We start from the raw sequence: 21,352 nt of genomic DNA, 5'->3' as shown, positions 1-21,352 counted from the left end.
GCGGTGCTAGCATGTCGGCCGGGCCGGCAGCCGAGGTTTTCAGGAGGCAAGCGATGATCGATCTCCGCTCCGACACGGTGACCCGACCGACCGCGGCCATGCGCGCGGCGATGGCGGCGGCCGAGGTCGGCGACGACGTGTACCGGGAGGACCCCACCGTGCGCAGGCTCGAGGAGCGCGTCGCGGAGCTCACGGGCAAGGAGGCCGCGCTGTTCGTGCCCAGCGGGACGATGGGCAACCAGATCGCGCTGCTCTGCCACACGCAGCGCGGCGACGAGGTGATCGCGGGCGAGGGCGCGCACTGCGCGTTCTACGAGAGCGGCGCCGGGGCCGCGTGGAGCGGCGTGCAGTTCGCCTTCGCCGGGCGCGGCGGCCTGTTCACGGCGGCGGACGTCGAGGACGCGATCAAGCCGCCGCAGTACACCCTGCCGCGCACGCGCGTCGTCGCGATCGAGAACACCCACAACCGCGCCGGCGGGCGCGTCTTCCCGCAGGACGACGTCCTCGCCATCGCGGAGGTCGCGCGCGCGCACAAGCTCGCGCTCCACCTCGACGGCGCGCGCCTCTGGAACGCGGCGGTCGCGTCGGGCCGGACGGTCGCCGAGCTCGCGGCGCCGTTCGACACGGTGAGCGTCTGCTTCTCGAAGGGGCTCGGCGCCCCGGTCGGCTCCGCGCTGTGCGGCGGCGCCGACGCGATCCGCGCCGCGCTGCGCTTCCGGAAGATGCTCGGCGGCGGCATGCGGCAGGCCGGCGTGCTCGCCGCCGCCGCCCTGCACGCGCTCGCGCACCACCAGGGCCGCATCGCCGAGGACCACGAGGCCGCGCGCGCCATCGCGCGGGCGATGCGCGACGCCGCGCGCCGCGCCGCCCGGTCGGGCGCGATCGCACAGCCCGCGGAGATCGAGGAGCCCGAGACGAACATCCTCTACGTCGACACGCCCGGGATCCCGGCCGAGCGGCTCGTCGACGCCGCGCGGCGGCGCGGCGTGCTGATCGGGGCGACCGGCAAGAGCACCGTCCGCGCCGTGACGCACCTCGACGTCGCGCCCGAGCAGGTCGCGCCCGCGGCGAGCGCCCTCGCCGAGGCGCTCGCCGAGGTGCTCTCGGCGCCGCGCGATCGCGGCCACGAGGGCGCGCGCGCATGAGCCGCCGCGCCGCCGCCTCGGCGCTCGCCCTCGCGATCGCCGCGCTGCTCGGCCCCGCGTGCGCGCCGGCGCGCGGCGACGCCTACGTCGCCGCGATGGCCGCCGGCGAGCGCGCCTACCACGCGGGGCGCTACCGCGAGGCGGCCCGCTCGTTCGACGGCGCCGCGTCGCGCGCGCTGCGCGTCAAGGACCGCGACGAGGCGCGCCTCCTGCAAGCGCGCTCCTTCGAGCGCGCCGAGGCCTGGACCGAGGCGCGCGCGTCGTACGAGCGGCTGCTCGCCGACTCGCCGCGCGGGCCGCGCTCGGCGCGCGCGGAGTTCGAGCTCGCCGATCTCGCGATCGAGCACGGCGACGCCGACGCGGGCTACGCGATGCTCCTCGCGGCGACGCGGCGGAACCCGTCGCACGGGCTCGCGCGCAACGCGCTGAAGCGGCTCCTCCGGCGCGAGGAGGAGCGCGCCGGCGCGGGCGGCGCGCTCGCGTGGCTGCGGCAGCACGGCCCGGCGTTCCGCGGGACGGAGCTCGATCAGGACGTCGCCTACCACACGGGGCTGCTCCTCGAGCGGACCGGCGATCGCGAGGGCGCGCTGCGCACGCTCGTCGCCGCCGCGCGCGCGCACCCGTACCCCGTCGGCAGCCTGACCGACGACGCGCTGTTCCGCGCGGCGGAGCTCGCCGCCGCCCTCGGGCGCCCCGAGGAGGCCATCGGCTACCTGAGGGAGCTGCTCGCGCCGCGCGAGTCCGCGGCGACCGGCAGCTACGACCGCGAGCGGTTCGACGACGCGCAGCTGGAGATCGCGCGCCTCTACCGCGACGCGCTCGGCGATCGCGCGGCCGCGCGCCGCGAGCTGCGCAAGCTCTACACGAACCACCCCGCGTCCATCTTGCGCGACGACGCGCTCTGGGCCGAGGCGAAGCTGTGGCGCGAGGACGGCCGGACCCAGGAGGCGTGCGCGACCGCGGCGCTCATCGCCCGGGAGCTCCCCGAGTCGCGCTACGCGCGCTGCGCGCACGCGATCTGCCCGTCGCTCCCGGCGCCGCAGCGCCCGTGCGCGGACTACATCGTGCGAGAGCTCGACGGCGACAAGGAAGGCGAAAAGGACCGCTGACGCGGGGCGCCGCACGGCGCATCGCCGTGTCGGCGGCCGGCCGTGGCAGCGGCCGGCCGTGGCGACGGACCGCCCTCTCGGCGGCCCGCCCCGCGGTCAGTCGTCCTCGTCGTCCTCGGGCTCGAGCTCGGCGTCGTCGTCGCCCTCCTCGTCGTCATCGTCGCCGAGGTCGTCGTCCTCGGCCTCGTCGAGGTCGTCGTCGTCCTCGCGCGGCTCGTACTTCAGGTCGATGCCGATGTCGCCGAGCTGCGTCTCGAGGAGCTCGAAGAGCTCGTCTACGTCGTCGCCCCCCCACTCGTCGAGCACGTCGGTCAAGAACTCAAAAAAATCACCGCTGTCCAGACGACGCTCGATCTCTTCGACCTGCTCTTCCGAGAACGCCTCGAGGACGTCCTCGCGCAGCGCCTCGGTGTCGCCTTCCTCAACGGCATCCGCCGCAGAGAGGCGGATCTGCTTTACGGCACGCTTGTCGAGGTGAATCTCCATGAAGGTGGCTTCGTTTAGGCGACCCTCGCAGCTGCCGTCAAGCGGCGTATGGAGTCGAGCTTCACGAGACCGCCCGCCTCCCCCTCCCGTCCCCTCTTTTCCTGGCGTCGCGGCGGGGGCCTGACAGCCGCCCCCGGGCACCGCCGCTCGCGCGCGGACGGGCGTTGCCGGCGACAGATCTCTCGCGTATCTCAAGCAACTCGTGCGTTTACGACCTCCGCCCGGCGCGCTCCCGGCCGCGACCCTCGCGGCCAGCGCGCTGCTGTCCTTGACAGCGCCTGCCGCGCCGCCGGAGGGCAAGGCCGAGGGCGACCTCCCCTCCGCAACACCCGACGCTCCCGTCGGCGCCCGGACAGGCGAGGCCGCGGGCGACGGGGTCGACGGCGCGCAGGCGAGCGACGCCGCCGCCGCGCGGCCGCCGCCTCCTCCCGTCAAGCCGCGCGTCGAGCTGGCCGCGCGACCGCCGCCGCTGCACGTCGAGTACGCGCAGTACGGCGTCGCCCTCGTGGCGGAGATCAGCCTCGACCCCGGCGCCGTCTGCCCGAGATCGGGGCCGCTGTACTCGTGCATCCTGGGCAGCGGCGGCGGGCTCGCGATCCGCGGCGGCTACCGATCGCCGGGCCCCTGGTACTTCGGCGGCGCGTACCAGTTCACCAAGATGGACTCGAGCAACCTCTACCGGCTCGGCATCTTCCAGCAGCTGCGCGCCGAGATGAGGTACATGCCGGACATCGGCTACCGAGCGGCCCCGTACTTTTCCGCCGGCGTCGGCGGCGTCGTCTACGGCAACGAGTGGGGCGTCGAGACGGGCGGCGCGCTCATCTTCGGCGGCGTCGGCGTCGAGCTGGAGGTGTCGCGCCGCGCGGTGCTCGGCGTCAGCTGCGTCTACCGGCCGGTGCTGATCGCGGGCTGGAAGGACACGGCCAACTACGAGCGGGGCACCGGCATCGCGCAGTTCGTGGGCTTCGAGCTCCTGCTCGAGGTGCGGACCGAGCTCGGTCGGCGCTGAGCGGCTCCCCCTGCCCGCTCGAGAGAACGCACCGTCCACTTGACTCGACCGTCGCTCCGCGGTCCCCTCGGCAGCGTGATCTGCGATGTGTGCGGTCGCGACAACGCTGCCGATCTGACGTTCTGTCAGGATTGCGGCCGACGGCTCAAGGCGCGCGAGGCGCGCGTCGCCCCGCCGACGCCGCCGAGCGGCCTGCCCCAGGTGTCGCTCCCGGCGCTGCCTTCGCCCGCGCAGGCCGACTCGCCGCCCACGAACGACGCCCGCTCGGCCGCCCGGGCGCCGGGGGCCCGCGGCGCGCCGGGGCGCCTTCGCCCGGAGGCGCCGGTGTTCTCGTTCAGCCCCATAGGCTCGGCGAGGACGGAGCCTGCCATGCCGGCGGCGCACGGCCGCGCGGAGATCGCCGCGCGCCTCGCGCCCGCGCCCACGCGCGAGGGCGCCGCGACGCCGGCCGCGGGCGCGCTGGACAGCGCCATCCAGATGGCGCCGGCGCTGCAAGGGCCGCGGCCCGCGGATCGGAGCGACGCGGAGGCGCCGTCCATGGCGCAGGCGACGCCGTCGATCACCGAGGCGCTGCTGGGGCTCTCGTGCGCGAGCTGTGGCGGGGACAACCCGCCGGGCTACCGCTACTGCGTGACGTGCGGCGCGCCGCTCCACCGGAAGGACGGCGCCGCGCCGGCGGGCGCGCCGCAGCCGGCGAGCGTCGTGCCCAGGCGAGCGAGGGGCAGCGACCCGGACGCCGGGCCGTCCCCCGCCGCGCCGTATGTGGCGCACCCGCCGCTCGAGGAGACCAAGACGACGGCGCGGGGGATCCAGGACGCCGCGCCCCGGCACGCGCCTGCGCCCGAGGCCGCGCCGCCGCCCGCGCCGCGCGACGAGCGCCCCGGCGCCGGGGACGCGCCGCGGCAGGGCCCCGGCGCCTCGCCGCCGGCCAAGCCGGCGCCGCCTCCGCTGCCGCCCGTCGCCCAGCCGCCCCCGCGGCTGCCCCCTCCCCCGGCCAGCGGGAGCACCCCCGACAAGATCGTCGGCTCGCCGGTCCTCGACATCGCGTCGTCGCAGAAGGCGCCGGCCCGGCCGGTCGAGTGCGCGCGCTGCCATGGCCAGTGCCTCGCGGGCACGCGGTTCTGCAAGTACTGCGGGGCGCCGCTCGAGGGCGAGCGGCCCGTCTCCGAGCGCCCGTCCAGGCCCGCCGCCGACCGCCCGCAGCCCGCGCCCGCCCCGGAGGTCGGGCGCGACCCGCCGCGGCCCCCGCCGGGCGACGCCCCCGGGCCGCTCTCGACCGAGGCGGGCAGCGCGCCGCCGCCCTCCCAGGTGCCGCTCGCTCCGCTGCGGGCGTCTTATTCGGTCCGCCCGCCGGCGTGGGTCCCGGCCGACACGCGGCCGGCCCGGGCGCCCGAAGGCAAGCTCATCGTGATCGTCGAAGACGGGACCGAGGGGAAGAGCTTTCCCCTCACCGGGCCGCAGGTCGACATCGGCCGCACCGAGGGGGATATCGTCCTCGAGGACGACCTGTACGTCTCGCCGCGGCACGCGCGGCTCATTCCGCAGAGCGGGTCCTGGGTTCTCCGTGACCTGGGCAGCGTCAACCGCATCTACCTGCGCATCCGGAAGACGCACCCCCTTCGAGATGGCGACTTGCTCCTCCTGGGGCTCGAGGTGTTACAGTTTCAGACCGTGAGCGACGGGGAGCGAGGCCTCGGCCATGCGATCCAGCATGGAACGTTGCTGTTTGGCTCGCCCGCCATCCACCGGCGGGCGCGACTGTGCCAGCGGACGGTGGAGGGCGTGACGCGGGACGTGTACCACCTCTACCGGGACGAGACGGTGATCGGACGGGAAACGGGAGACATCGTGTTCACGGCCGATCCGTTCCTCTCGCGACGCCACGCCGCCATCCGGAGGAACCCGGCCACGGGGGAGTTCTCGCTCACCGACCTGGAGTCGTCGAACGGGACGTACGTCGCCATCCGCGAGGACGTCAGCCTCCACGATCGCGATTTCGTGCGCATCGGGCAGCACTTGTTCCGCGTGGATCTCTCCCGATGAGCGACCCGACCGTCCGCGAAACGCCGACCGAGGCGCTGGAAGTCGAGGGGCTCTCGAGCGCGGCGTCGGTGGGGACCGACCCGAGCGGCAACGCGGGCAAGGTCCTTGGTGATTCCCCGCACGGCGCCGCGTCGCTCGAGGCCGGCAAGGCGGGGTCTCTGGAAGCAGGCAAGCCCGTGAACTGGAAGCCGCCCACGCCGCCCAAGGTGCGCCCGGCCGCGAACGCCGCGCGCGAGCAGAAGGCTGGCATCGCCGTGAAATCCGTGAAGGCGCCCGGCGCCCCGAGCCCCGACAAGGTCGGGAGGAAGCTCCCTCCGCCGCCGCGGGTGCGGCTCACCGCCGGCGGGCTGCGCGAAGACGACGCCGATGGAAGCGCGACGCGGTCGGACGACCTCGCGGACGCGGCGACCCCCGACGCGCCGCCGGCCGGCGTCCACGCGCACGCGTCCCCCGGGGCCCCGGCGGTCGCCGCGTCGCACGACGGCGCGCTCGACGAGACCCCGGCCGCGGAGGCCATCGGCGACGGCTCGACCCTGCGCCCCGCCGCGGGCGACGAGCCGGCCGAGGGCGGGCAGCGCCCCGACGACATGGACGGCGGGGCGGCAGCGCCGGCCGAGCCGCGTCGACCCGAGGTCGTGCTGCGGCTGTTCGGCCGGACCGACGTGGGGCAGGTCCGCGAGCACAACGAGGACAACTTCATCGTCGCGGATCTCACCAAGGCGAGCCGCGGCCTGATGGAGATGGACCGCTACCAGGTGATCGGCGAGCGCGGCGCGCTGCTCGGCGTGTGCGACGGCATGGGCGGCGCCGCGGCCGGCGAGGTCGCGAGCCAGCTCGCGGTCGACATCATCTACCAGCGGATGAGCGCCGGCGGTCCCCCGCAGAACCACGACGAGCTCGCGGCGCGGCTCGTGCAGGCGATCGAGGCCGCGGGCCTCAGGATCTTCAGCGAGGCGAAGCTCGATCGCACCCGGCGCGGGATGGGCACGACGTCGACCATCGCCGCGCTCATGGACGATCACCTGTTCCTCGGCCAGGTCGGCGACAGCCGCGCGTACGTCCTGCGCGGCGATCGGCTGGTGCAGGTGACGCGCGATCAGTCGCTCGTGAACCAGCTCATCGAGGCGGGCCAGCTCACCGAGGAGGAGGCCGAGACCTTCGAGCACAACAACATCATCCTCCAGGCGCTCGGCACGGCCGACTCGGTGCAGGTCGACCTCACCTACGTGCAGCTCAAGCAGGGCGACACGCTGATGCTCTGCTCCGACGGGCTCTCGGGCATGGTGAGGAACGAGGAGATCCGCGAGGTGCTGCGGACCGTCGACGATCCGATCGAGGCCTGCAAGGTGCTGACGGATCGGGCCAACCAGGCGGGCGGCCACGACAACATCACGGTGGTGGTCGCGAAGTTCGACGGCGACGGGCTCGCCGAGCCGGACCTCGCGGACATCGAGGAGCTCCGTTACCAGAAGTACTCGCTGCCCGAGCACCTCCTCGCGCAGAACGCCGCCGCGTCCGAGCCGGCGCGCAAGGTGAAGGAGCTCGACGAGAAGAAGATCTCGCAGCGCCCCCCCTCGCCGAAGTCGTGGCTGAGCGCCGCGGACAGCGACCTGGACGAGGACGGCGACGACTACGACCCCGTCATCTCGCCCCTGCCGCCGGACGACGCGCTGGAGGAGCGCAAGGCCCGCGCCCCCGTCCAGGGCGACGAGCCGATCATGATCCCGACCGACGGCGCGCCGCAGTGGCTCGTGATCTTGATGATCGTGAGCGCCGTCGCGTGCGTTACCATCGCCGGCTACTACCTGCTCCGTTAGGCCGCGCGCAGCGCACGTGCGCGCGCCACCCACCGCGATGCTGCGCAGCAACGACAAGCGTGGCCGGCAGGCTCCGGCCGCCCCGCAGGAAGGGCCGCCCCCGCGGGGACCGGACGCGGACGGCCGCGTCGACGTCGAGACCGCGCAGCGCATCGTCAGGGACGCCGTCGTGCAGGCGATGCGGCGCGAGGACAAGGCGGTCGCGCTCGTGCGGGCCACGGCGGACGAGGCGCGGCGGCGGGTGGCGCGCCACAACCTGCTGCTCGGGCTCGGCGTCGCCGCGGCGCTCGTCGCGGTGGCGGTGGCGGGCGTCGTCGCGTACCGGTCGCGCCGGGCGGCCGACGCGCTGGCGCGCGAGGTCGGCCTCGGCGTCGCGCCCGCGGCGCGGCCGACGGGCGAGATCCCGGATCAGGTGCTCTCGGGCCGCGCCATCTTCGAACAGAACCGGCTGGCCCTCTACGTGATGGGCTACAAGGTGGACAACCGCATCGGCGGCTGCTGCTCGGCCTTCGCCGTCGCGCCCGATCTGCTCGCCACGAACGCGCACTGCGTTCGCGACTGCCGCGCGCTCGGCGGCACCCCGATCGTCACGCAGAACGACTCGATGGGGAAGACGCGGTTCCGCATCGTCGCGATGTCGGCCCACCCGGCGTACAAGCCCGGGCAGGCGGGGTCCGGCTCGCCGGACGTCGCGCTGCTGCGCATCGACGGCAGGGCGTCGCACACGGTGAAGCTCGCGAACGACGCCGAGCTGCGGGCGATCGGGCCGGGCGACGACGCCTACGTCCTCGGCTTCCCCGGCCGGCTGATGGATCCGCTGAGCCCCTCGGCGACGTTCCTCGAGGGCCGCATCGGGCGGGTGACCGGCGTCGACCACGAGGCGACGACGCCGGACCGCGCCGTCGTCATCCAGCACGACGCGGTCACGCGCGGGGGCAACAGCGGGAGCCCGATCTTCAACCAGTACGGGCACGTGATCGGCATCCACGCCGCGCACATCGACGACGAGGACGACGTGACGATCGACGGGCGCAAGACGACGGTGACGCAGAGCTCGCCGTTCCGGATCGGGATGCGCATCGATCTGCTGAAGGGGGTCCCCGCGCCGTGATGCTGCGCGTCGTGCACACGTTCGGGCGCAACGCCGGGTCCGTGGAGCTCCATGACAAGCGCGTGGTGCGCTTCGGCCGCGCGCCGGACAACGACGTCGTGTTCGACCCGAACCACGATCGCGACGCGAGCAGCCACCACGCCGAGGCGCGCCTCGAGGCGGCGGGCTGGGTGCTCTACGACCTCGACAGCCGCAACGGGACCTACGCGGGCGGGCAGCGGATCAAGCGGCACCCGATCGCCTCGGGCGACGAGGTCACGTTCGGCACGAAGGGCCCGCGGGTGCGGATCGAGCTCGTCGAGCGCCGGCCGCCGGGGCCGCCGCAGGCGCACGCGGCGCCGCCTCCCCCCGCGCACGCCGCGGCCTACCCGGCGCCCGCTGCGTACCCGGCGCCCGCTGCGTACCCGGCGGGCGCTGCGTACCCGGCGCCCGCCGCCGGTTACCCGGCGCACGCCGCCGGCCATCCCGCGCCGGCCGCGTACCCGGCGCCGGGCACCGGCCACCCCGCGCCGGCCGCCGCTCTCCCGGCGCAGGCCGCGGGCTACGCCGCGCACGCCGCGGCCTACCCCGGGCACGTCGCGGCCGCGCCGCCGGCCGGCGCGCGGCGGGTCGGCGAGCGGACGATCGCCATGATGATCTCCTCGGCCGTCTCGGCCGCCACGGGGCGCGCGAAGCCCCGCGGCACCGTCGAGCTCAACGCCATGCTCCACAAGGAGGTGCACGCCGCGACCGCGGGCCAGCGTCGCACGACCTACATCCTCGCCTCGCTCCTCGTGGTCGCGCTCGCGAGCCTCGCCGGGCTCATCGTCTACAACCGCTCCTCCCACGACGAGATCAGCCAGCTGCGCGCCGAGCTCGCGCGCCTGCCGCCGGAGGACCCGCGGCGCAAGGAGATCGAGCGGCGCCTCGGCACGCTCCACCCCTCGAACGCCAACTTCGGGCGCAACCTCCACGACCGCTTCAGAAAGGGGATCTTCATGCTCGCCTCGGGGCGCGAGGGGTTCTGCACGGCGTTCGCGGTGCGGCCCTCGGTCCTCGCGACGAACGCGCACTGCATCACGGCGGCCAAGCGCCGCGGCGGCACGATCGTGGCGCTCGAGAACGAGGGCCGGGGCCAGATAAGCTTCGCCGTGACCAGCATGCGGACGCACCCCCAGTACCGCGACAGCGCGGACCAGCTCACCCCGGACATCGGCGTCGTGTCGATCGCGGGGCGCGCCGCCGCCGTCCTGGAGCTCGCCACCCGGGAGGAGCTCGCCGCGGCCGGCGCGGGCGACGACGTGTACCTGATCGGCTTCCCCGAGCGCCTCACCGACACCGCGAACCCCGTCGCCACGTTCCTCGCGGCCAACATCGGCCGGATCACCGGCGCGAACGGCCGGCCCGCGGGCGCGGCCGACGCCTGGCTGATCCAGCACGACGCCCGCAGCACGAGCGGCATGAACGGGAGCCCCATCTTCGACGGCCAGGGCAAGGTCATCGGCATCAACGCCGGCGGCTACCTGGAGGGCAACGACGAGACGATCTCCGGCCAGAAGACGGAGGTGGTCAAGGCCTCCCCCTACAAGTTCGGGATGCGCATCGACCTGCTCGACGCCATCCTGCGCTGACCCCGCGCGAGAGAGATGCTCCGCCACGCGCTCCGACGGCTCCTCTGGACGCTGCCCACCCTCGTCGGCGTCTCGCTGCTGACGTTCTTCGTGCTCTCGTTCGTCCCGGATCCCACGGACGATCCGCTCCTCGCCAGCTCGCTCTCCAGCGCGGAGCTCGCGCGGCTGCGCCGGGAGCGCTTCCTCGACCTCCCGCGCTTCATCAACCTGGACCCGCGCGACGTGCGCCTGCGCGCCCTCGCGGCCGTGCAGGCCGTCGCGGCCGGCGGCGACGGCGCGGCCGCCGCGGCCGACGAGCTTCGGCGGCTCGGCGGCGCCGCGCTGCCGCACATCCTGCCGCTCGACGCGCTCGCGCCCGAGCCGCGCACCCGCGTCGCCCTCGCGCTCGCGCCGGTCGCGGCGCGGATGGGCCTGCCGCGCGCCGACGAGGCCGCGGCCCCGGCGCACGCGGTCGCCTTCTGGACGCGCTTCTGGGACGACCGCGGCATCGAGTTCCGGAGCGCGTCGGTCCGGAGCGCGGTGCGCCGCCTGGTCCGCTACGGCTCCGAGTCGCGCGCCGCCGAGCTGCTCGAGCTCGACACGTTCGCCCTGCAGCCGGTGATCGCCGCGCTCCAGCCGCCGCGCGACGCGGCGACGCTCGATCAGGCGCGCGCCCTCGTCGACGTCGCCGCCCACATCACGGAGATCGACGACCGGATCGCGCCGGGCGAGGACCTCGCGGAGGCGCGCGCGTGCGTCACGCGGTGGAAGTCCTTCTGGAACGTCTACCGCAGCGACTTCGAGGTGTTCTCCGGCCCGGCGCGGCTCGCGGCGACGGTGCTGGAGACGCGGTACGGCAAGTGGGCGCTCGGCGCGGTCACCCACCGCCTCGGCGTCGCCGCGACCGGCGAGCCGGTGCTCGACGAGCTCGAGCGGCGCGCGCCGGTCACGCTCACGCTCGTCTTCGGCGCGATCGCCCTGGCCTACGCCGTGGCCGTCCCGCTCGGCGCGCTGAGCGCGGCCTCGCGCGGCCGGCGGAGCGACTCCGCCATCGCGGCCGCCGTGCTCACGCTCGCCGTCCTCCCGACCGCCATCGTGGCCGTGGCCGCCGCGCTCCTCGCGGGCGGCGCGGAATCGCTGCTCCTGCCGACGTGCCTCATCGCGCTCTCGCTCATCGCCGCGCCGACGCGTCAGCAGCGCGCGGCGCTCGTCGCCGTGCTCACGCAGGACTTCATCCGGGCCGCGCGGGCGCGCGGCGCCGGCGCCGCGCGCGCCATCGCCGTCCACGGGCTGCGCAACGCCGTGCTCCCGGTCGTGACGCTCGCGATGCTCGAGCCGCCGATGGCGCTCGGCGGCGCGTTCGTCGTGGAGCGCGTCTTCGAGCTCCACGGCCTCGGCGAGCTCACCCTCCTCGCCGTGCAGGCGCGCGACGTGAGCTGGCTCATGGCCATCTCCATCGGCGCCGCGGGCATCGCCGCGCTCGGCGTGATCGCCACCGATCTCGCGTACGTGCTCGTCGACCCGCGGCTCGGCCCGGCGGTGCTGTCGCGGAGGAGCGGGGCGTGACGCACGCGGCGGCGTTCCTCCGCCGGATGGTCGGCAGCAAGCGCGTCGCCGCGGGCACCGTCCTGCTCGGCGTGCTCGCGCTGCTCGCCATCTTCGCCGAGCTGCTCGCCGCCCCTGCGCCGATCGCCCGGTTCGGGCCGGACGGCGCCGAGATCCTGCCCGCGATCACCGACGCCGCGGAGCTCGAGTCGCTCACCGAGGCCGAGCTCCGGGTGCGCTTCGAGGTGGGCGTCGCGATCTGGCCGCCCATCCGTTACGGCCCGGAGCAGCGCACCGACGCCGGCCCGAACGCGTCGCCCTCGCTCGACCACCCGCTCGGCACCGACTTCGAGAGCCGCGATCTCGCCGCGCGGCTGATCTACGGCGCGCGCACCGCGCTCGGCCTGTCGCTGAGCGCGGTGCTCGTGGGCATGTTCCTCGGCGTCGTGCTCGGCGGGCTCGCCGGCACGCTGCGCGGCTTCTGGAACGACGGGCTCGTCCGCCTCGTCGAGACGGTCGACACCTTCCCGGCGATCCTCGTCGTGGCGATCGTGCGCGCCATCGAGCGCGAGCCCTCCGCGCTGTCGCTGGTGCTCGCCGTCGCCTTCGTCCGCTGGGCGGAGATCGCGCGCCTCGTGCGCGCCGAGGTGCTGCGCGCCTCGAGCGAGGAGTACGTGATGGCCGCGCGCGCGCTCGGCAGCACCCGGCTGCGCGTCTTCTACCGCCACATCCTCCCGAACGCGCTCGGGCCCACGATCGTGAGCTCGGTGCTCGGCGTGGCGTCCGTGGTCCTGCTCGAGGCGGCGATCTCGTTCCTCGGGATGGGCGCGCCCACCCGCGTGGCGTCGTGGGGGGAGACGCTGGGCCAGGCGGCGCGGCACCCGAGCGAGATCCGGCTGCTCGTGCTCCCCGGCCTGCTGCTCCTGGCGACGGTCGGCGGCTCGTACCTCATCGCCGACGCGCTGCGCGACGCCGTCGACGCGCGCACCGTGCGCGCGCGGACGCCGCGCTGAGGGCGCGCGCGGCGGGGCGGAGCGCCCGCGGCCGTCTCCGCTGCGCCCGCCGCCCGCCTCGCGCCGAGGCCGCGCCGGGATTTCGCCGAAATCGGGCTCATCTGCGCGATCTCGGCGGCGGGGGCCTCGCGCCACTCGATCTCGATGGGAAGGCCCGCTATGAATTCGCCCGCCATGGCCGTTCCCGAGATCAGCGAGCAGGAGTTCGAGCGCGAGGTGCTCCGCAGCGAGTTGCCCGTGCTCATCGATTTCACCGCCACCTGGTGCGGGCCGTGCAAAACGGTCGCGCCGGAGGTCGACGCCATCGCGCGCGAGCTCGAGGGCAAGGCCAAGGTGGTCAAGATCGACATCGACAAGTCGAAGCGCATCGCCACCATGCTGCGCATCCAGGCCGTCCCGATGTTCATGGTCTTTCACCGGGGCCGCCCGGCGGCCGCGGAGCAGGGCGTCCTCAACCGCAAGCAGCTCCGCGAGCTCCTCGATCCGTTCCTCCCGCGCGCCGAGGGCGCCATCCGGGCGGCCGAGCTGGCGCAGCTGATCCGCGAGGGTCAGGTGGTCGCCGTCGACACGCGCGAGGGCCCCGCGTACGGGCGCGCCCACATCCCCGGCGCGGTGCACATCCCGCTGGACGAGATCGAGGGCCGGCTCGCCGAGCTCCACATGCTGGCCGGCGCGCCGGTCCTCTACTGTCGCTCCGGCGACAAGTCGAAGGACGTGGCCGCGAAGCTCGCGGAGGAGGGCGTCCCCGTCGCGTTCCTCGAGGGAGGCTTCCTCGGGTGGGAGGCCGAGGCGCTGCCGATCCAGCGCCCCGACTGAGCGCTCGCGCGCGTTCGGCCCCGTCCGGTGAGCGCGGCGGTCGCCCGGGCGCGCGCGCGGCGCCGGGGCGTTGCGTCGCCGCCGGCGGCCCCGGCGGCGTCATCGACCGGCGGCCGTCGCGTCACCCCTTGGCGGCCGCGAGCGCCGCCGAGACGACCTCGCGCACCGGGACGCCGTGGGTCCTCGCCGCCGCGGCGCAGTCGTCGAACTCCGGCTTGATCTGCGGCGGCCCGAACGGCCCCTCGCTGATCTTCACCCGGATGGCGCCGTACGCGGTCTTCACGGTGGTGATCCGCCGCGGCCGCTCCGTGCGGGCGACCGGGATCTTCCGGAGCCCGATGCTGGTCGTCTCGCGGAGCAGCGCCGTCGCCACCGCGTCGGCCTGGGGGGCGGCGGCGAGCGCCGCGATCGTCAGCGCGGGCCGCCCTTTCTTCATCGTGATCGGCGCCGCCCACGCGTCGAGCGCGCCGGCCGCGAACAGCGCCTCGATCGCGTGTCCCGCCACCTCGCCGGTGAGGTCGTCGACGTTCGCCTCGATGATCACGTGCGACGCGCTGCCGAGGCTCTCCTCCCCGCCCGAGCGCGTCCCGAGGACGACCCGCAGCAGGTTGGGGCGGTCCGGGAGCTCTCGCTGGCCGGCGCCGAAGCCGATCCGGTCGGGCGCGAACGTCGGCCAGCGCTCGAACCGGGTCGCCAGCGCGGCGATGATGGCCGCGCCGGTGGGCGTGACCAGCTCGGCGTCGAGGTCGACGCCGTAGGTCGGGACGCCGCGGAGGCACGCGACCGCGGCGGGCGGCGGCAGCGGGAGGATCCCGTGCCGCGCCTTCACGAAGCCGCGCCCCATGGGCAGCGGCGAGCCGACGACCTCCGCCCCGATGTGCACGATGGCCGCGGCGGCGCCCACGATGTCGACGATCGCGTCGACGGCGCCGACCTCGTGGAAGTGCACGTCCTCCAGGCGGATCCGGTGCACGGCGGCCTCCGCCTCGCCGAGGCGCCGGAAGATCCGGCGCGCCAGCGCGGCGACGGGCGGATCGAGCGGCGCCGCGGCGAGCATGGCGTCGATCGATCCGTAGGTGCGCTCCGGCTGCGGCGCCTCGACGTGCACGTCGAACGAGGTCGCCACGATGCCGCTGCGGTGGGCGTGACCGCGGTGCAGGTGGAACCCCTCGATGGGCAGCGCCGCGACGGCGCGCTCGATGACGAGGAGCGGCACCCCGAGATCGAGCAGCGCGGCGATGGTCATGTCGCCGGCGATCCCGCTGAAGGCGTCGAAGAACAGGATCTTGCCGGCGCCCGCGCCTTCCTCGAGGAGCGGCGCGCGCGGGTGATCGTGCCCGTGCGCAGGGTCGTGCCCCTGCCCGTGCGCGTGATCGTGGTCGTGCCCGTGCGCGTGATCGTGATCGTGCCCGTGCGCATGGTCGTGCCCGTGCGCATGGTCGTGCCCGTGCCCGTGCGCATGGTCGTGCCCGTGCCCATGCGCATGGTCGTGATCGTGCCCGTGTCCCATGTCTCGCCTGCTCCGTTCGCCGGGCGTCTGTGCCTCGCGGCGCTCCCGCGGTCGCGCTCGTCGAGCGCTCACTCCTTCGGCAACATGCGATGCACCACCATCGCCGCGCCGAAGCCGCTGTCGATGTTGACCACGGCGACGCCGGAGGCGCACGACGTGAGCATGCAGAAGAGCGCGGTGAAGCCGCCCAGGGCCGCGCCGTAGCCGACCGCCGTCGGGACCGCGACGACCGGAGCCGCCACGAGCCCGCCGACCACGCTCGGCAGCGCGCCCTCCATGCCCGCGACGACGATCACGGCGGACGCCTTGCGCAGCTCCTCGACGCGATGGAGGAAGCGATGCAGCCCCGCGACCCCCACGTCGTACAGCCGCTTCGCCTCGAGCCCCACGGCGCGCAGCGTCTCGATGGCCTCCTCGGCGACCGGGAGGTCGCTCGTGCCCGCGGTCACCACCGCGACCGGACCGGCGGCGCGCTTCGGCGTCGGCGCGACCTCGACGGTGCCGGTCCGCGCCAGCGGGACGTAGCGGAACGCGGGCAAGAGCGACGCCACCGCCGCGCCCTTCGCGGCGTCGACCCGGGTCACGAGCACGTTCTGCCCGGCCCCCGAGATCTCCTGGGCGATCAGGGCGATCTGCTCGGGTGTCTTCCCTTCGCCGAAGATCACCTCGGGCACGCCCTGCCGGAGGGCGCGGTGGTGATCGACGGTCGCGACGCCAAGATCCCGGAAAGGCAGGCCTCGGAGCGCCTCGAGCGCCTCCTCGACGGCGAGCTCGCCGGTGCGAACGCGCTCAAGCATGTCCCGGACGAGGCGCGGCTCCATGTGCGCAGCCGCTTAGCGCGGCGGCGCCGCCAGAGCAAACGTTCCGCCCCGTCCGCCCGTTCCTCCCGTCACCCCCTCGCGCCCGCGGCGCACCTGGCCGTGCGCCTCCGGCGGCTCGGTGCGCGCCCCTCTCGCGCGGCGCGCCGTCCCCCGGGCGCGCCGTCCCGGCGCGCTCCCCTCGCGCGTCCTTGTGCCGCCCCACGCAAACTCTCCAGGCTCTTTGCGCAGGAGGGGGCGACGGGACTACGTTCCGCGCCGCGTGCCCGCCTTCGTCGCTCCCCTCGTCGGCTTTGCTCTCGGCGCGCTGCTCGCCTGGTTCAGCGCAGCAGCCTCTCACCGCCCAGGCGCGCTCCGCGCGGCGGAGCCACGGCTCGCGTCCGGCGCACCCGATCGGCCGCTCGCCCTCGTTTGCCTGTTCGCCGTCCTCGTCTTCGCCCCGGTCTGCGCCTATTTCCTCGTCTTCGCGCCCGACTGGAGCTTCGCGTACCTCGTCGACACCCGCCGGATCCCGTCCGCCGTCGACCTCGTGCTGCTCCTCCTCGACGCCGCCTCGGTGCCCGCCGGGTTCGTCGCCGCGCAGCGCTTCGCCGCGAGCGCCGGCGGCCGGCCCACCGCGCAGCGCTCGATCCGCGCGCTGGCCGTCTTCGCCGGCGCGCCGCTCGCGATCGCCCTGCTCGCCGTCCTCGCCCTGTCCCGGCGCCTCGCGCTCGACGGCACCTACCGGCAGGTCGAGGGCGACTTCGGCGTCCATCCGATCGCCGGAGGTCCGCTCGGCTACGCGCTCCTCTGGATGTACACCATGCTCGCCGCCGGCTTCGCGGTCACCGTGAGCGCCCTCCTCCGGCGCGAGCCCCCGGGCGGCGGACAGAAGGGCGAGCCCCCCGCCGCCCCGCGCCCCCGCGCCGTCCCGAGCGCGCCGTCTTCAGCGGTCGAGCCGCCGCGGTCCGCCTCGACGCGCCCGCAGCGCCGGCTCGGCCTCGGCAAGGGTGGCCGCTCGAACCGGCCGGGCTGAGGCGCTTCCCGCGAGCGCGGCCCGCCGCGTCACCGCATCGACGGACCGTCGCGGCGGCGCGGCCCGCCGCGTCACCGCGGCGGCGGACCGTCGCGGCGGCCGGCCCGCCGCGTCACCGCGTTGACGGAGCCACCGCGCTCCACCACCCTGTCGCCTCATGTCCGAACGAGCCCGCATGGATCGTCAGATCGAAGAACTGATGGAGCTGGCCGAGCAGGTGGTGACCCGCGCCAGAAAAGGCGGCGCCGACGTCGCCGAGGCGATCGCCCGCTCCGGCTCCGAGCTCACCACCAAGGTGCGGCTCGGCGAGCCCGAGCTCGTCGAGGAGGCCGTCCACAAGGGCCTCGGCATGCGGATCATCAAGAAGCAGCGCGTCGCGCTGACCTCGACCTCCGACCTCACGCCCCGCGGCCTCGATCGGTTCGTCGCGGACGCGCTGGAGCTCGCCGACATCTCTCAAGAGGACGAGTTCGCCGGCCCCGCCGACCCGGAGCTCATCGCCAAGGGGAACTTCCCCGCGCTCGATCTCTACGACCCCTCGGGCGGCGAGGTCACGGCCGCGCAGGCCATCGACCTCGCGCGCCGCGGCGAGCAGGCCGCGCGCGACGCCGACCCCCGCATCACGAACAGCGAGGGCGCGACGTTCTCGCGGAGCGCGGGCGCCTACGCCCTCGTCCTGTCCGGCGGGTTCCGCGGCGGCGTCGCCGGCTCCTACGCCCAGCTCGTGGTCTCCCCCGTCGCCGACGACAGCGACGACAAGAAGCGCCGCGGCTTCTACTTCACCGCCCGCCGCCACCTCGCGGACCTGGACGCCCCGGAGGCCGTGGGCCGCGAGGCAGCCCGCCGAACGCTGCGCAAGCTCGGCGCCCGCAAGGTGCCGACCTGCGAGGCGCCCGTCGTCTTCGACCCGGACGTCGCCCGCTCGATGCTCGGGCTGCTCGGCTCCTGCCTCATGGGCAGCGCGATCTGGCGCAAGTCGAGCTACCTCATCGGCCGCGAGGGGACGCGCGTCGCCAGCGATCTCATCACCGTCGTCGACGACCCCTTGATCCCGCGCGCGCCCGGCTCGCGCCCGTTCGATGGCGAGGGCCTCCCGTCCAGGCGCAACGTCGTGGTCGAGCAAGGTATTTTGAAGACCTACCTCTGCGACAGCTACAGCGGCCGGAAGCTCAAGCGCCCCTCGACCGGCAGCGCCTCGCGCGGCGCCGGCGGCGGCGTGGGCCCGTCGACCTCGAACTTCATCCTGCAGCCCACCTCCACGCCGGCGGAAGAGATCGTCCGCTCCACGCCGCGCGGGCTGTACGTCACCGAGATGATGGGCTTCGGCTTCAACGCCGTGACCGGCGATTTCTCCCGCGGCGCCGCCGGCTTCTGGATCGAGAACGGTGAGCTGACATACCCCGTCAGCGAGGTGACCATCTCGCTGAACCTCGACGAGCTCTTGCAGCGGATCGACGCGGTCGGGAACGACCTCGATCTCCGGACGGCGACGTCATCTCCGACGTTCCGGGTCTCCGCCATGACCATCGCCGGCAGCTGAGCGCGCTGATCCGCCGTCGTTCGAGCGGCCCGCGCTCCTCGACGCCTTCTTCTCCAGCTCATTCAGGAAAGCGTGGGAGCGGGCTCGGCAGCTGGGTTGCGAGCGACCCTTCAACCGGCCCCAGGTTGCGCTGCGGAGGGGGGTTCTGTCCTCAGCGGGTCGTGCTTGCAGTGCTGCGCTCGGTGGCGGGCTCTCCTCCGTCGCCCGCGGCCGTCCTCGCCGAGCCTGTCGAGCTGGGCGTAGGACGGCCGCGGCCCTCGCTCAGCGCGAGGACCCGCCTGCGGCCAAGCTCCGCGGCGGCTCTTCCGAGGCTGCGCCGGCGCTCGCCTGGAGGGGCGCCCCCGGTTGCGCGGCCGCTTCAGGCATCAGGAAGGCCTTCAGCTGCTGCGCGTCGTTGCGGCCGATCCTCCCCACGAACGGCGGCAGGCTGATCGGCTCGTCCGACAGCGCGACGAACGTCCCCTGGGAGTTCGCCCGGTGGAGCGCCTCGAACAGGGAGGTGACGTCCACGTCGCCGGACACGGCCCGAACGTCGACGATGTACACGTCCGCGGGGTCCGCCCCCGCGTAGATCAGCGCGTCGTACGGGTGGCTCGCGTGCCGGATGGGCACGCCTTCCCCGAGGGATCGCGCCACGTGGGCCATCGTGTCCTTGGTGCCGATGGCCATCATCGACTTGGAGGTCGCCTTGGCGAGCTCCCGGGGCACCGAATAGCCCCATGCGCGGAGGAACTCGGCCACATCCGCCGCCTTGAAGCGCAAGTGTCTCCCTGGCGTACGGAAATGGGCAATCCTCCCTCGATCCACCCAGTTATGGATTGTCTTCAAGTCGACCTCGCACAGGGCTGCCAGGTCGGATGCGGTCAACAGCTTCTCACGAACACCAGCCATCGCCGAACTCCACGCGAAAGGCACCTGCCGCACAGCTCGCGTTCACAGCGCGGCAGCGTCTCCTCAGGTGGCGGCCCCCCCCACCCGTCTGTCTACTCGATTGAAACCTAGCTCTCATAGACGGGTCCGTCACCCGCTTTGCTCGAATTTTCTCGGCCCCTCGGAGAGATCGCCCCGTACGGAGGCGAACTCCCCATCCTTCAGGGGATCTCCTGGTTCATTATGTTCACGCGCCCGGGTGTCGGCCAGCTGGTCACGAAGGAGCCAGCCGAGCCGTCGGGAGCGCGCGGCCCTACGCGGGCCAAGCTCATCCCTGCTTTCGGCTCGGGCATGGCGGGCGACCTGGACAAGACTGCACCTCCTCCATCCATCAATTTGAGCGGTTCTCCCGAGTTCGACAGCCCATGGTTGCCAAGTTTTGGCACGCGGAGCAGGAGCGCCTCGGGAGGAGCCGGGGGATCGAGCTCATCATCGGAGACAAATCCCTCGTTGACGACCAGCGCGTACGCGCCGGGAGCCAGCGAAATGGAGGGCAATTCGGTCTCTCCGCCCACATCGGCCAGCACATACCCTGTAAGGTCAGCTGGGACGTCGCCATCGTTGTAGAGCTCGACCCATTCCTGCCCCGGCTCCGGACCGACGGGATTTGCCAGCACCTCGTTGATGATCACGTGGGGCATGGGCGCGCGCGTCACGGCAGAGAACGTCCGCCGTTCCACGCGGCCGGCGTTGTCGACGGTGGCAATGGCGAGCTCCACGGGGGAGAGGGGCGGCAAGGGCCCGAGGACGAACGGCTCGCCCGGCCGTAGGGCGAGGACCTCGTCCAGCCCTTCGCCCGCGATCGCCCAGAGCAGCGGCGCGTCCGCCGACCGGACCCGGATCCGATCGTCGGCGACCTGGGCGCACCCCGGCCCGAGAGGCACTTCGTCCGGCGCGCACGCCGCGGCGACGGCGGGGAGGGGCTCCGACTCCAGCGCAAACGGACGCGGGTCGAGGCTCACGGCCGCCGGCTCGCCCTCGAACGCGACGGGCGGCCCCACGAGGCGCAGCTCGTCCGCTTCGCCCGGCGCCGGGGGCAGCTCCCCCTCGAAGCGCAGGCAGCGCGCGCCGACGCCTTCGACGGCGCCGCGGCGCAACTCGCCCGCCGGCCCGCTCGGCTCGAGGGTCGCCGCGGCGATGGTCTCCGGGAGCGGCGCGTCGCCGCACCAGACGCCGAGGCCGAGGCTCGCCCCGGCGTCGGGCGGCGGCCAGATCCGCGGGAGCACGGGCGGCGAGCCCTCCGCGGCGATCTGGAGGTGGTGCGAGAAGACGGGGCTGCCGCTCGCGACGGCGTACGTCTCGCCGGGCGCGAGCGGGACGAGCGGCGCCACGGTCAGCGTGAGGTCTCCCGGGGGCGTCCCGTCCAGCCAGGCGATCGACGGGACGACGCGCTCCGAGAGCGCCTTCGACAGCTCGCCCTGCTCGATCTGGCGGAGGTGCGCCGCGCCGACCTTGCCGCGGACGACCAGCGCACGGGCAGGATCGACGCCCTCGAGCGAGGCGCCCGGGAGGCGCACCCGCAGCCGCAGCACCGGCGGCGCGGCGTGCAGGGGCGCTTCGGGCTCGATGTGGAGCTCGGGGCCCGCGCCCGCGGGGTCGGCGAGCTCGGCGTCCTCTTCCTCAGGATGGGAGCGAGGGGGAGCCGCGAGCTCCGGCGCGCAGGACAGGGCGGAGGCCGCGAGCGGCGCGAGCGTGAGCGGCAGGGCGGAGGCCGCGAGCGGCGCGAGCGCGAGCGGCAGGGCCCGGCGAGCGCGGGGAGTGCACGAGGGGCGAGTCGGCGGGTGCTGGGTCATGACGCGGAGTTCGGCAGGAGCGCGCCGCCGGTTGCTCGCCGTCGCTTTTTTTTTCGAGGCCGC

Annotated in this window: 17 protein-coding genes; 12 read left to right on the top strand and 5 right to left on the bottom strand. The window is 74.5% G+C overall.

Annotated elements, in window-relative coordinates; translation table 11 throughout:
• Window positions 1–53: 53 nt before the first annotated feature.
• Window positions 54–1,145: a low-specificity L-threonine aldolase gene (ltaE, locus tag WMF20_RS11765; protein ID WP_437613285.1), complete on the top strand. Its 1,092-nt coding sequence runs from the start codon at window positions 54–56 to the stop codon at window positions 1,143–1,145.
• A complete protein-coding gene (locus tag WMF20_RS11760; RefSeq protein ID WP_437613283.1) occupies window positions 1,142–2,254 on the top strand; it encodes a tetratricopeptide repeat protein in 1,113 nt (370 codons plus the stop codon). Before ltaE ends, WMF20_RS11760 begins: the two co-directional genes overlap by 4 nt.
• Window positions 2,255–2,350: 96 nt before the next feature.
• Here WMF20_RS11760 and WMF20_RS11755 read toward each other — a convergent pair whose 3' ends face one another.
• Entirely contained in the window at window positions 2,351–2,740 is a 390-nt protein-coding gene (locus tag WMF20_RS11755) for a hypothetical protein (protein ID WP_061621352.1), read from the bottom strand.
• Window positions 2,741–2,942: 202 nt separating this feature from the next.
• Between WMF20_RS11755 and WMF20_RS11750 the strand changes: the two genes are divergently transcribed.
• From WMF20_RS11750 to WMF20_RS11715, 8 genes are all read left to right on the top strand, one after another.
• Window positions 2,943–3,749, top strand: coding sequence for a hypothetical protein (locus tag WMF20_RS11750; protein ID WP_437613281.1), 807 nt, complete (start codon window positions 2,943–2,945; stop codon window positions 3,747–3,749).
• Between the two features lie 39 nt (window positions 3,750–3,788).
• On the top strand, window positions 3,789–5,792 hold the full coding sequence (locus tag WMF20_RS11745; RefSeq protein ID WP_437613279.1) for an FHA domain-containing protein: 2,004 nt from the start codon (window positions 3,789–3,791) through the stop codon (window positions 5,790–5,792).
• Window positions 5,789–7,609 carry a Stp1/IreP family PP2C-type Ser/Thr phosphatase gene (locus WMF20_RS11740; RefSeq protein WP_437613277.1) on the top strand — a complete coding sequence of 607 codons (1,821 nt, stop codon included), beginning with the start codon at window positions 5,789–5,791 and terminating at the stop codon, window positions 7,607–7,609. Before WMF20_RS11745 ends, WMF20_RS11740 begins: the two co-directional genes overlap by 4 nt.
• 16 nt (window positions 7,610–7,625) lie before the next feature.
• A complete protein-coding gene (locus WMF20_RS11735) occupies window positions 7,626–8,720 on the top strand; it encodes a S1 family peptidase (RefSeq protein ID WP_437613275.1) in 1,095 nt (364 codons plus the stop codon).
• Window positions 8,720–10,330 (top strand): trypsin-like peptidase domain-containing protein, encoded by a 1,611-nt coding sequence (locus tag WMF20_RS11730; protein WP_437617104.1) that lies wholly within the window; start codon window positions 8,720–8,722, stop codon window positions 10,328–10,330. Before WMF20_RS11735 ends, WMF20_RS11730 begins: the two co-directional genes overlap by 1 nt.
• 15 nt (window positions 10,331–10,345) lie before the next feature.
• A complete protein-coding gene (locus WMF20_RS11725; RefSeq protein ID WP_237245264.1) occupies window positions 10,346–11,875 on the top strand; it encodes an ABC transporter permease in 1,530 nt (509 codons plus the stop codon).
• On the top strand, window positions 11,872–12,867 hold the full coding sequence (locus WMF20_RS11720) for an ABC transporter permease (RefSeq protein WP_129574428.1): 996 nt from the start codon (window positions 11,872–11,874) through the stop codon (window positions 12,865–12,867). Before WMF20_RS11725 ends, WMF20_RS11720 begins: the two co-directional genes overlap by 4 nt.
• Window positions 12,868–13,041: 174 nt before the next feature.
• The gene (locus WMF20_RS11715) at window positions 13,042–13,683 is read left to right on the top strand and encodes a thioredoxin domain-containing protein (RefSeq protein ID WP_237245263.1); all 642 of its coding nucleotides are present in this window, start codon (window positions 13,042–13,044) and stop codon (window positions 13,681–13,683) included.
• A gap of 121 nt (window positions 13,684–13,804) precedes the next feature.
• Here WMF20_RS11715 and larC read toward each other — a convergent pair whose 3' ends face one another.
• On the bottom strand, window positions 13,805–15,193 hold the full coding sequence (larC, locus tag WMF20_RS11710) for a nickel pincer cofactor biosynthesis protein LarC (RefSeq protein WP_437613272.1): 1,389 nt from the start codon (window positions 15,191–15,193) through the stop codon (window positions 13,805–13,807).
• Between the two features lie 68 nt (window positions 15,194–15,261).
• Window positions 15,262–16,014 (bottom strand): nickel pincer cofactor biosynthesis protein LarB, encoded by a 753-nt coding sequence (larB, locus tag WMF20_RS11705; protein WP_129574425.1) that lies wholly within the window; start codon window positions 16,012–16,014, stop codon window positions 15,262–15,264.
• Between the two features lie 259 nt (window positions 16,015–16,273).
• Between larB and WMF20_RS11700 the strand changes: the two genes are divergently transcribed.
• Both WMF20_RS11700 and WMF20_RS11695 read left to right on the top strand, forming a co-directional pair.
• Entirely contained in the window at window positions 16,274–17,026 is a 753-nt protein-coding gene (locus WMF20_RS11700; protein ID WP_437613269.1) for a hypothetical protein, read from the top strand.
• Between the two features lie 175 nt (window positions 17,027–17,201).
• Window positions 17,202–18,566: a TldD/PmbA family protein gene (locus tag WMF20_RS11695; protein ID WP_437613267.1), complete on the top strand. Its 1,365-nt coding sequence runs from the start codon at window positions 17,202–17,204 to the stop codon at window positions 18,564–18,566.
• Between the two features lie 261 nt (window positions 18,567–18,827).
• On the opposite strand, the gene WMF20_RS11690 is transcribed toward WMF20_RS11695, so the two are convergent.
• Both WMF20_RS11690 and WMF20_RS11685 read right to left on the bottom strand, forming a co-directional pair.
• Complete coding sequence (locus tag WMF20_RS11690; protein WP_129574423.1) at window positions 18,828–19,457, bottom strand: helix-turn-helix domain-containing protein; 630 nt, start codon at window positions 19,455–19,457, stop codon at window positions 18,828–18,830.
• A 200-nt stretch (window positions 19,458–19,657) separates the two neighbouring features.
• Window positions 19,658–21,289 (bottom strand): lamin tail domain-containing protein, encoded by a 1,632-nt coding sequence (locus tag WMF20_RS11685; protein ID WP_437613264.1) that lies wholly within the window; start codon window positions 21,287–21,289, stop codon window positions 19,658–19,660.
• Window positions 21,290–21,352 lie beyond the last annotated feature (63 nt).

The organism is Sorangium sp. So ce834, from assembly GCF_051521425.1.
GTDB lineage: Bacteria > Myxococcota_A > Polyangia > Polyangiales > Polyangiaceae > Sorangium > Sorangium cellulosum_D.
The sequence above is the reverse complement of the archived record's forward strand: the minus strand, read 5'-3'. Positions and strand labels throughout refer to the sequence as shown.

Coding starts and splice junctions, on each gene's coding strand:
- ltaE (WP_437613285.1), top strand. CDS start 54: ATGATCGATCTCCGCTCCGACACGGTGACCCGACCGACCGCGGCCATG.
- WMF20_RS11760 (WP_437613283.1), top strand. CDS start 1,142: ATGAGCCGCCGCGCCGCCGCCTCGGCGCTCGCCCTCGCGATCGCCGCG.
- WMF20_RS11755 (WP_061621352.1), bottom strand. CDS start 2,740: ATGGAGATTCACCTCGACAAGCGTGCCGTAAAGCAGATCCGCCTCTCT.
- WMF20_RS11740 (WP_437613277.1), top strand. CDS start 5,789: ATGAGCGACCCGACCGTCCGCGAAACGCCGACCGAGGCGCTGGAAGTC.
- WMF20_RS11730 (WP_437617104.1), top strand. CDS start 8,720: ATGCTGCGCGTCGTGCACACGTTCGGGCGCAACGCCGGGTCCGTGGAG.
- WMF20_RS11725 (WP_237245264.1), top strand. CDS start 10,346: ATGCTCCGCCACGCGCTCCGACGGCTCCTCTGGACGCTGCCCACCCTC.
- WMF20_RS11715 (WP_237245263.1), top strand. CDS start 13,042: ATGGCCGTTCCCGAGATCAGCGAGCAGGAGTTCGAGCGCGAGGTGCTC.
- larC (WP_437613272.1), bottom strand. CDS start 15,193: ATGGGACACGGGCACGATCACGACCATGCGCATGGGCACGGGCACGAC.
- larB (WP_129574425.1), bottom strand. CDS start 16,014: ATGGAGCCGCGCCTCGTCCGGGACATGCTTGAGCGCGTTCGCACCGGC.
- WMF20_RS11695 (WP_437613267.1), top strand. CDS start 17,202: ATGGATCGTCAGATCGAAGAACTGATGGAGCTGGCCGAGCAGGTGGTG.
- WMF20_RS11690 (WP_129574423.1), bottom strand. CDS start 19,457: ATGGCTGGTGTTCGTGAGAAGCTGTTGACCGCATCCGACCTGGCAGCC.
- WMF20_RS11685 (WP_437613264.1), bottom strand. CDS start 21,289: ATGACCCAGCACCCGCCGACTCGCCCCTCGTGCACTCCCCGCGCTCGC.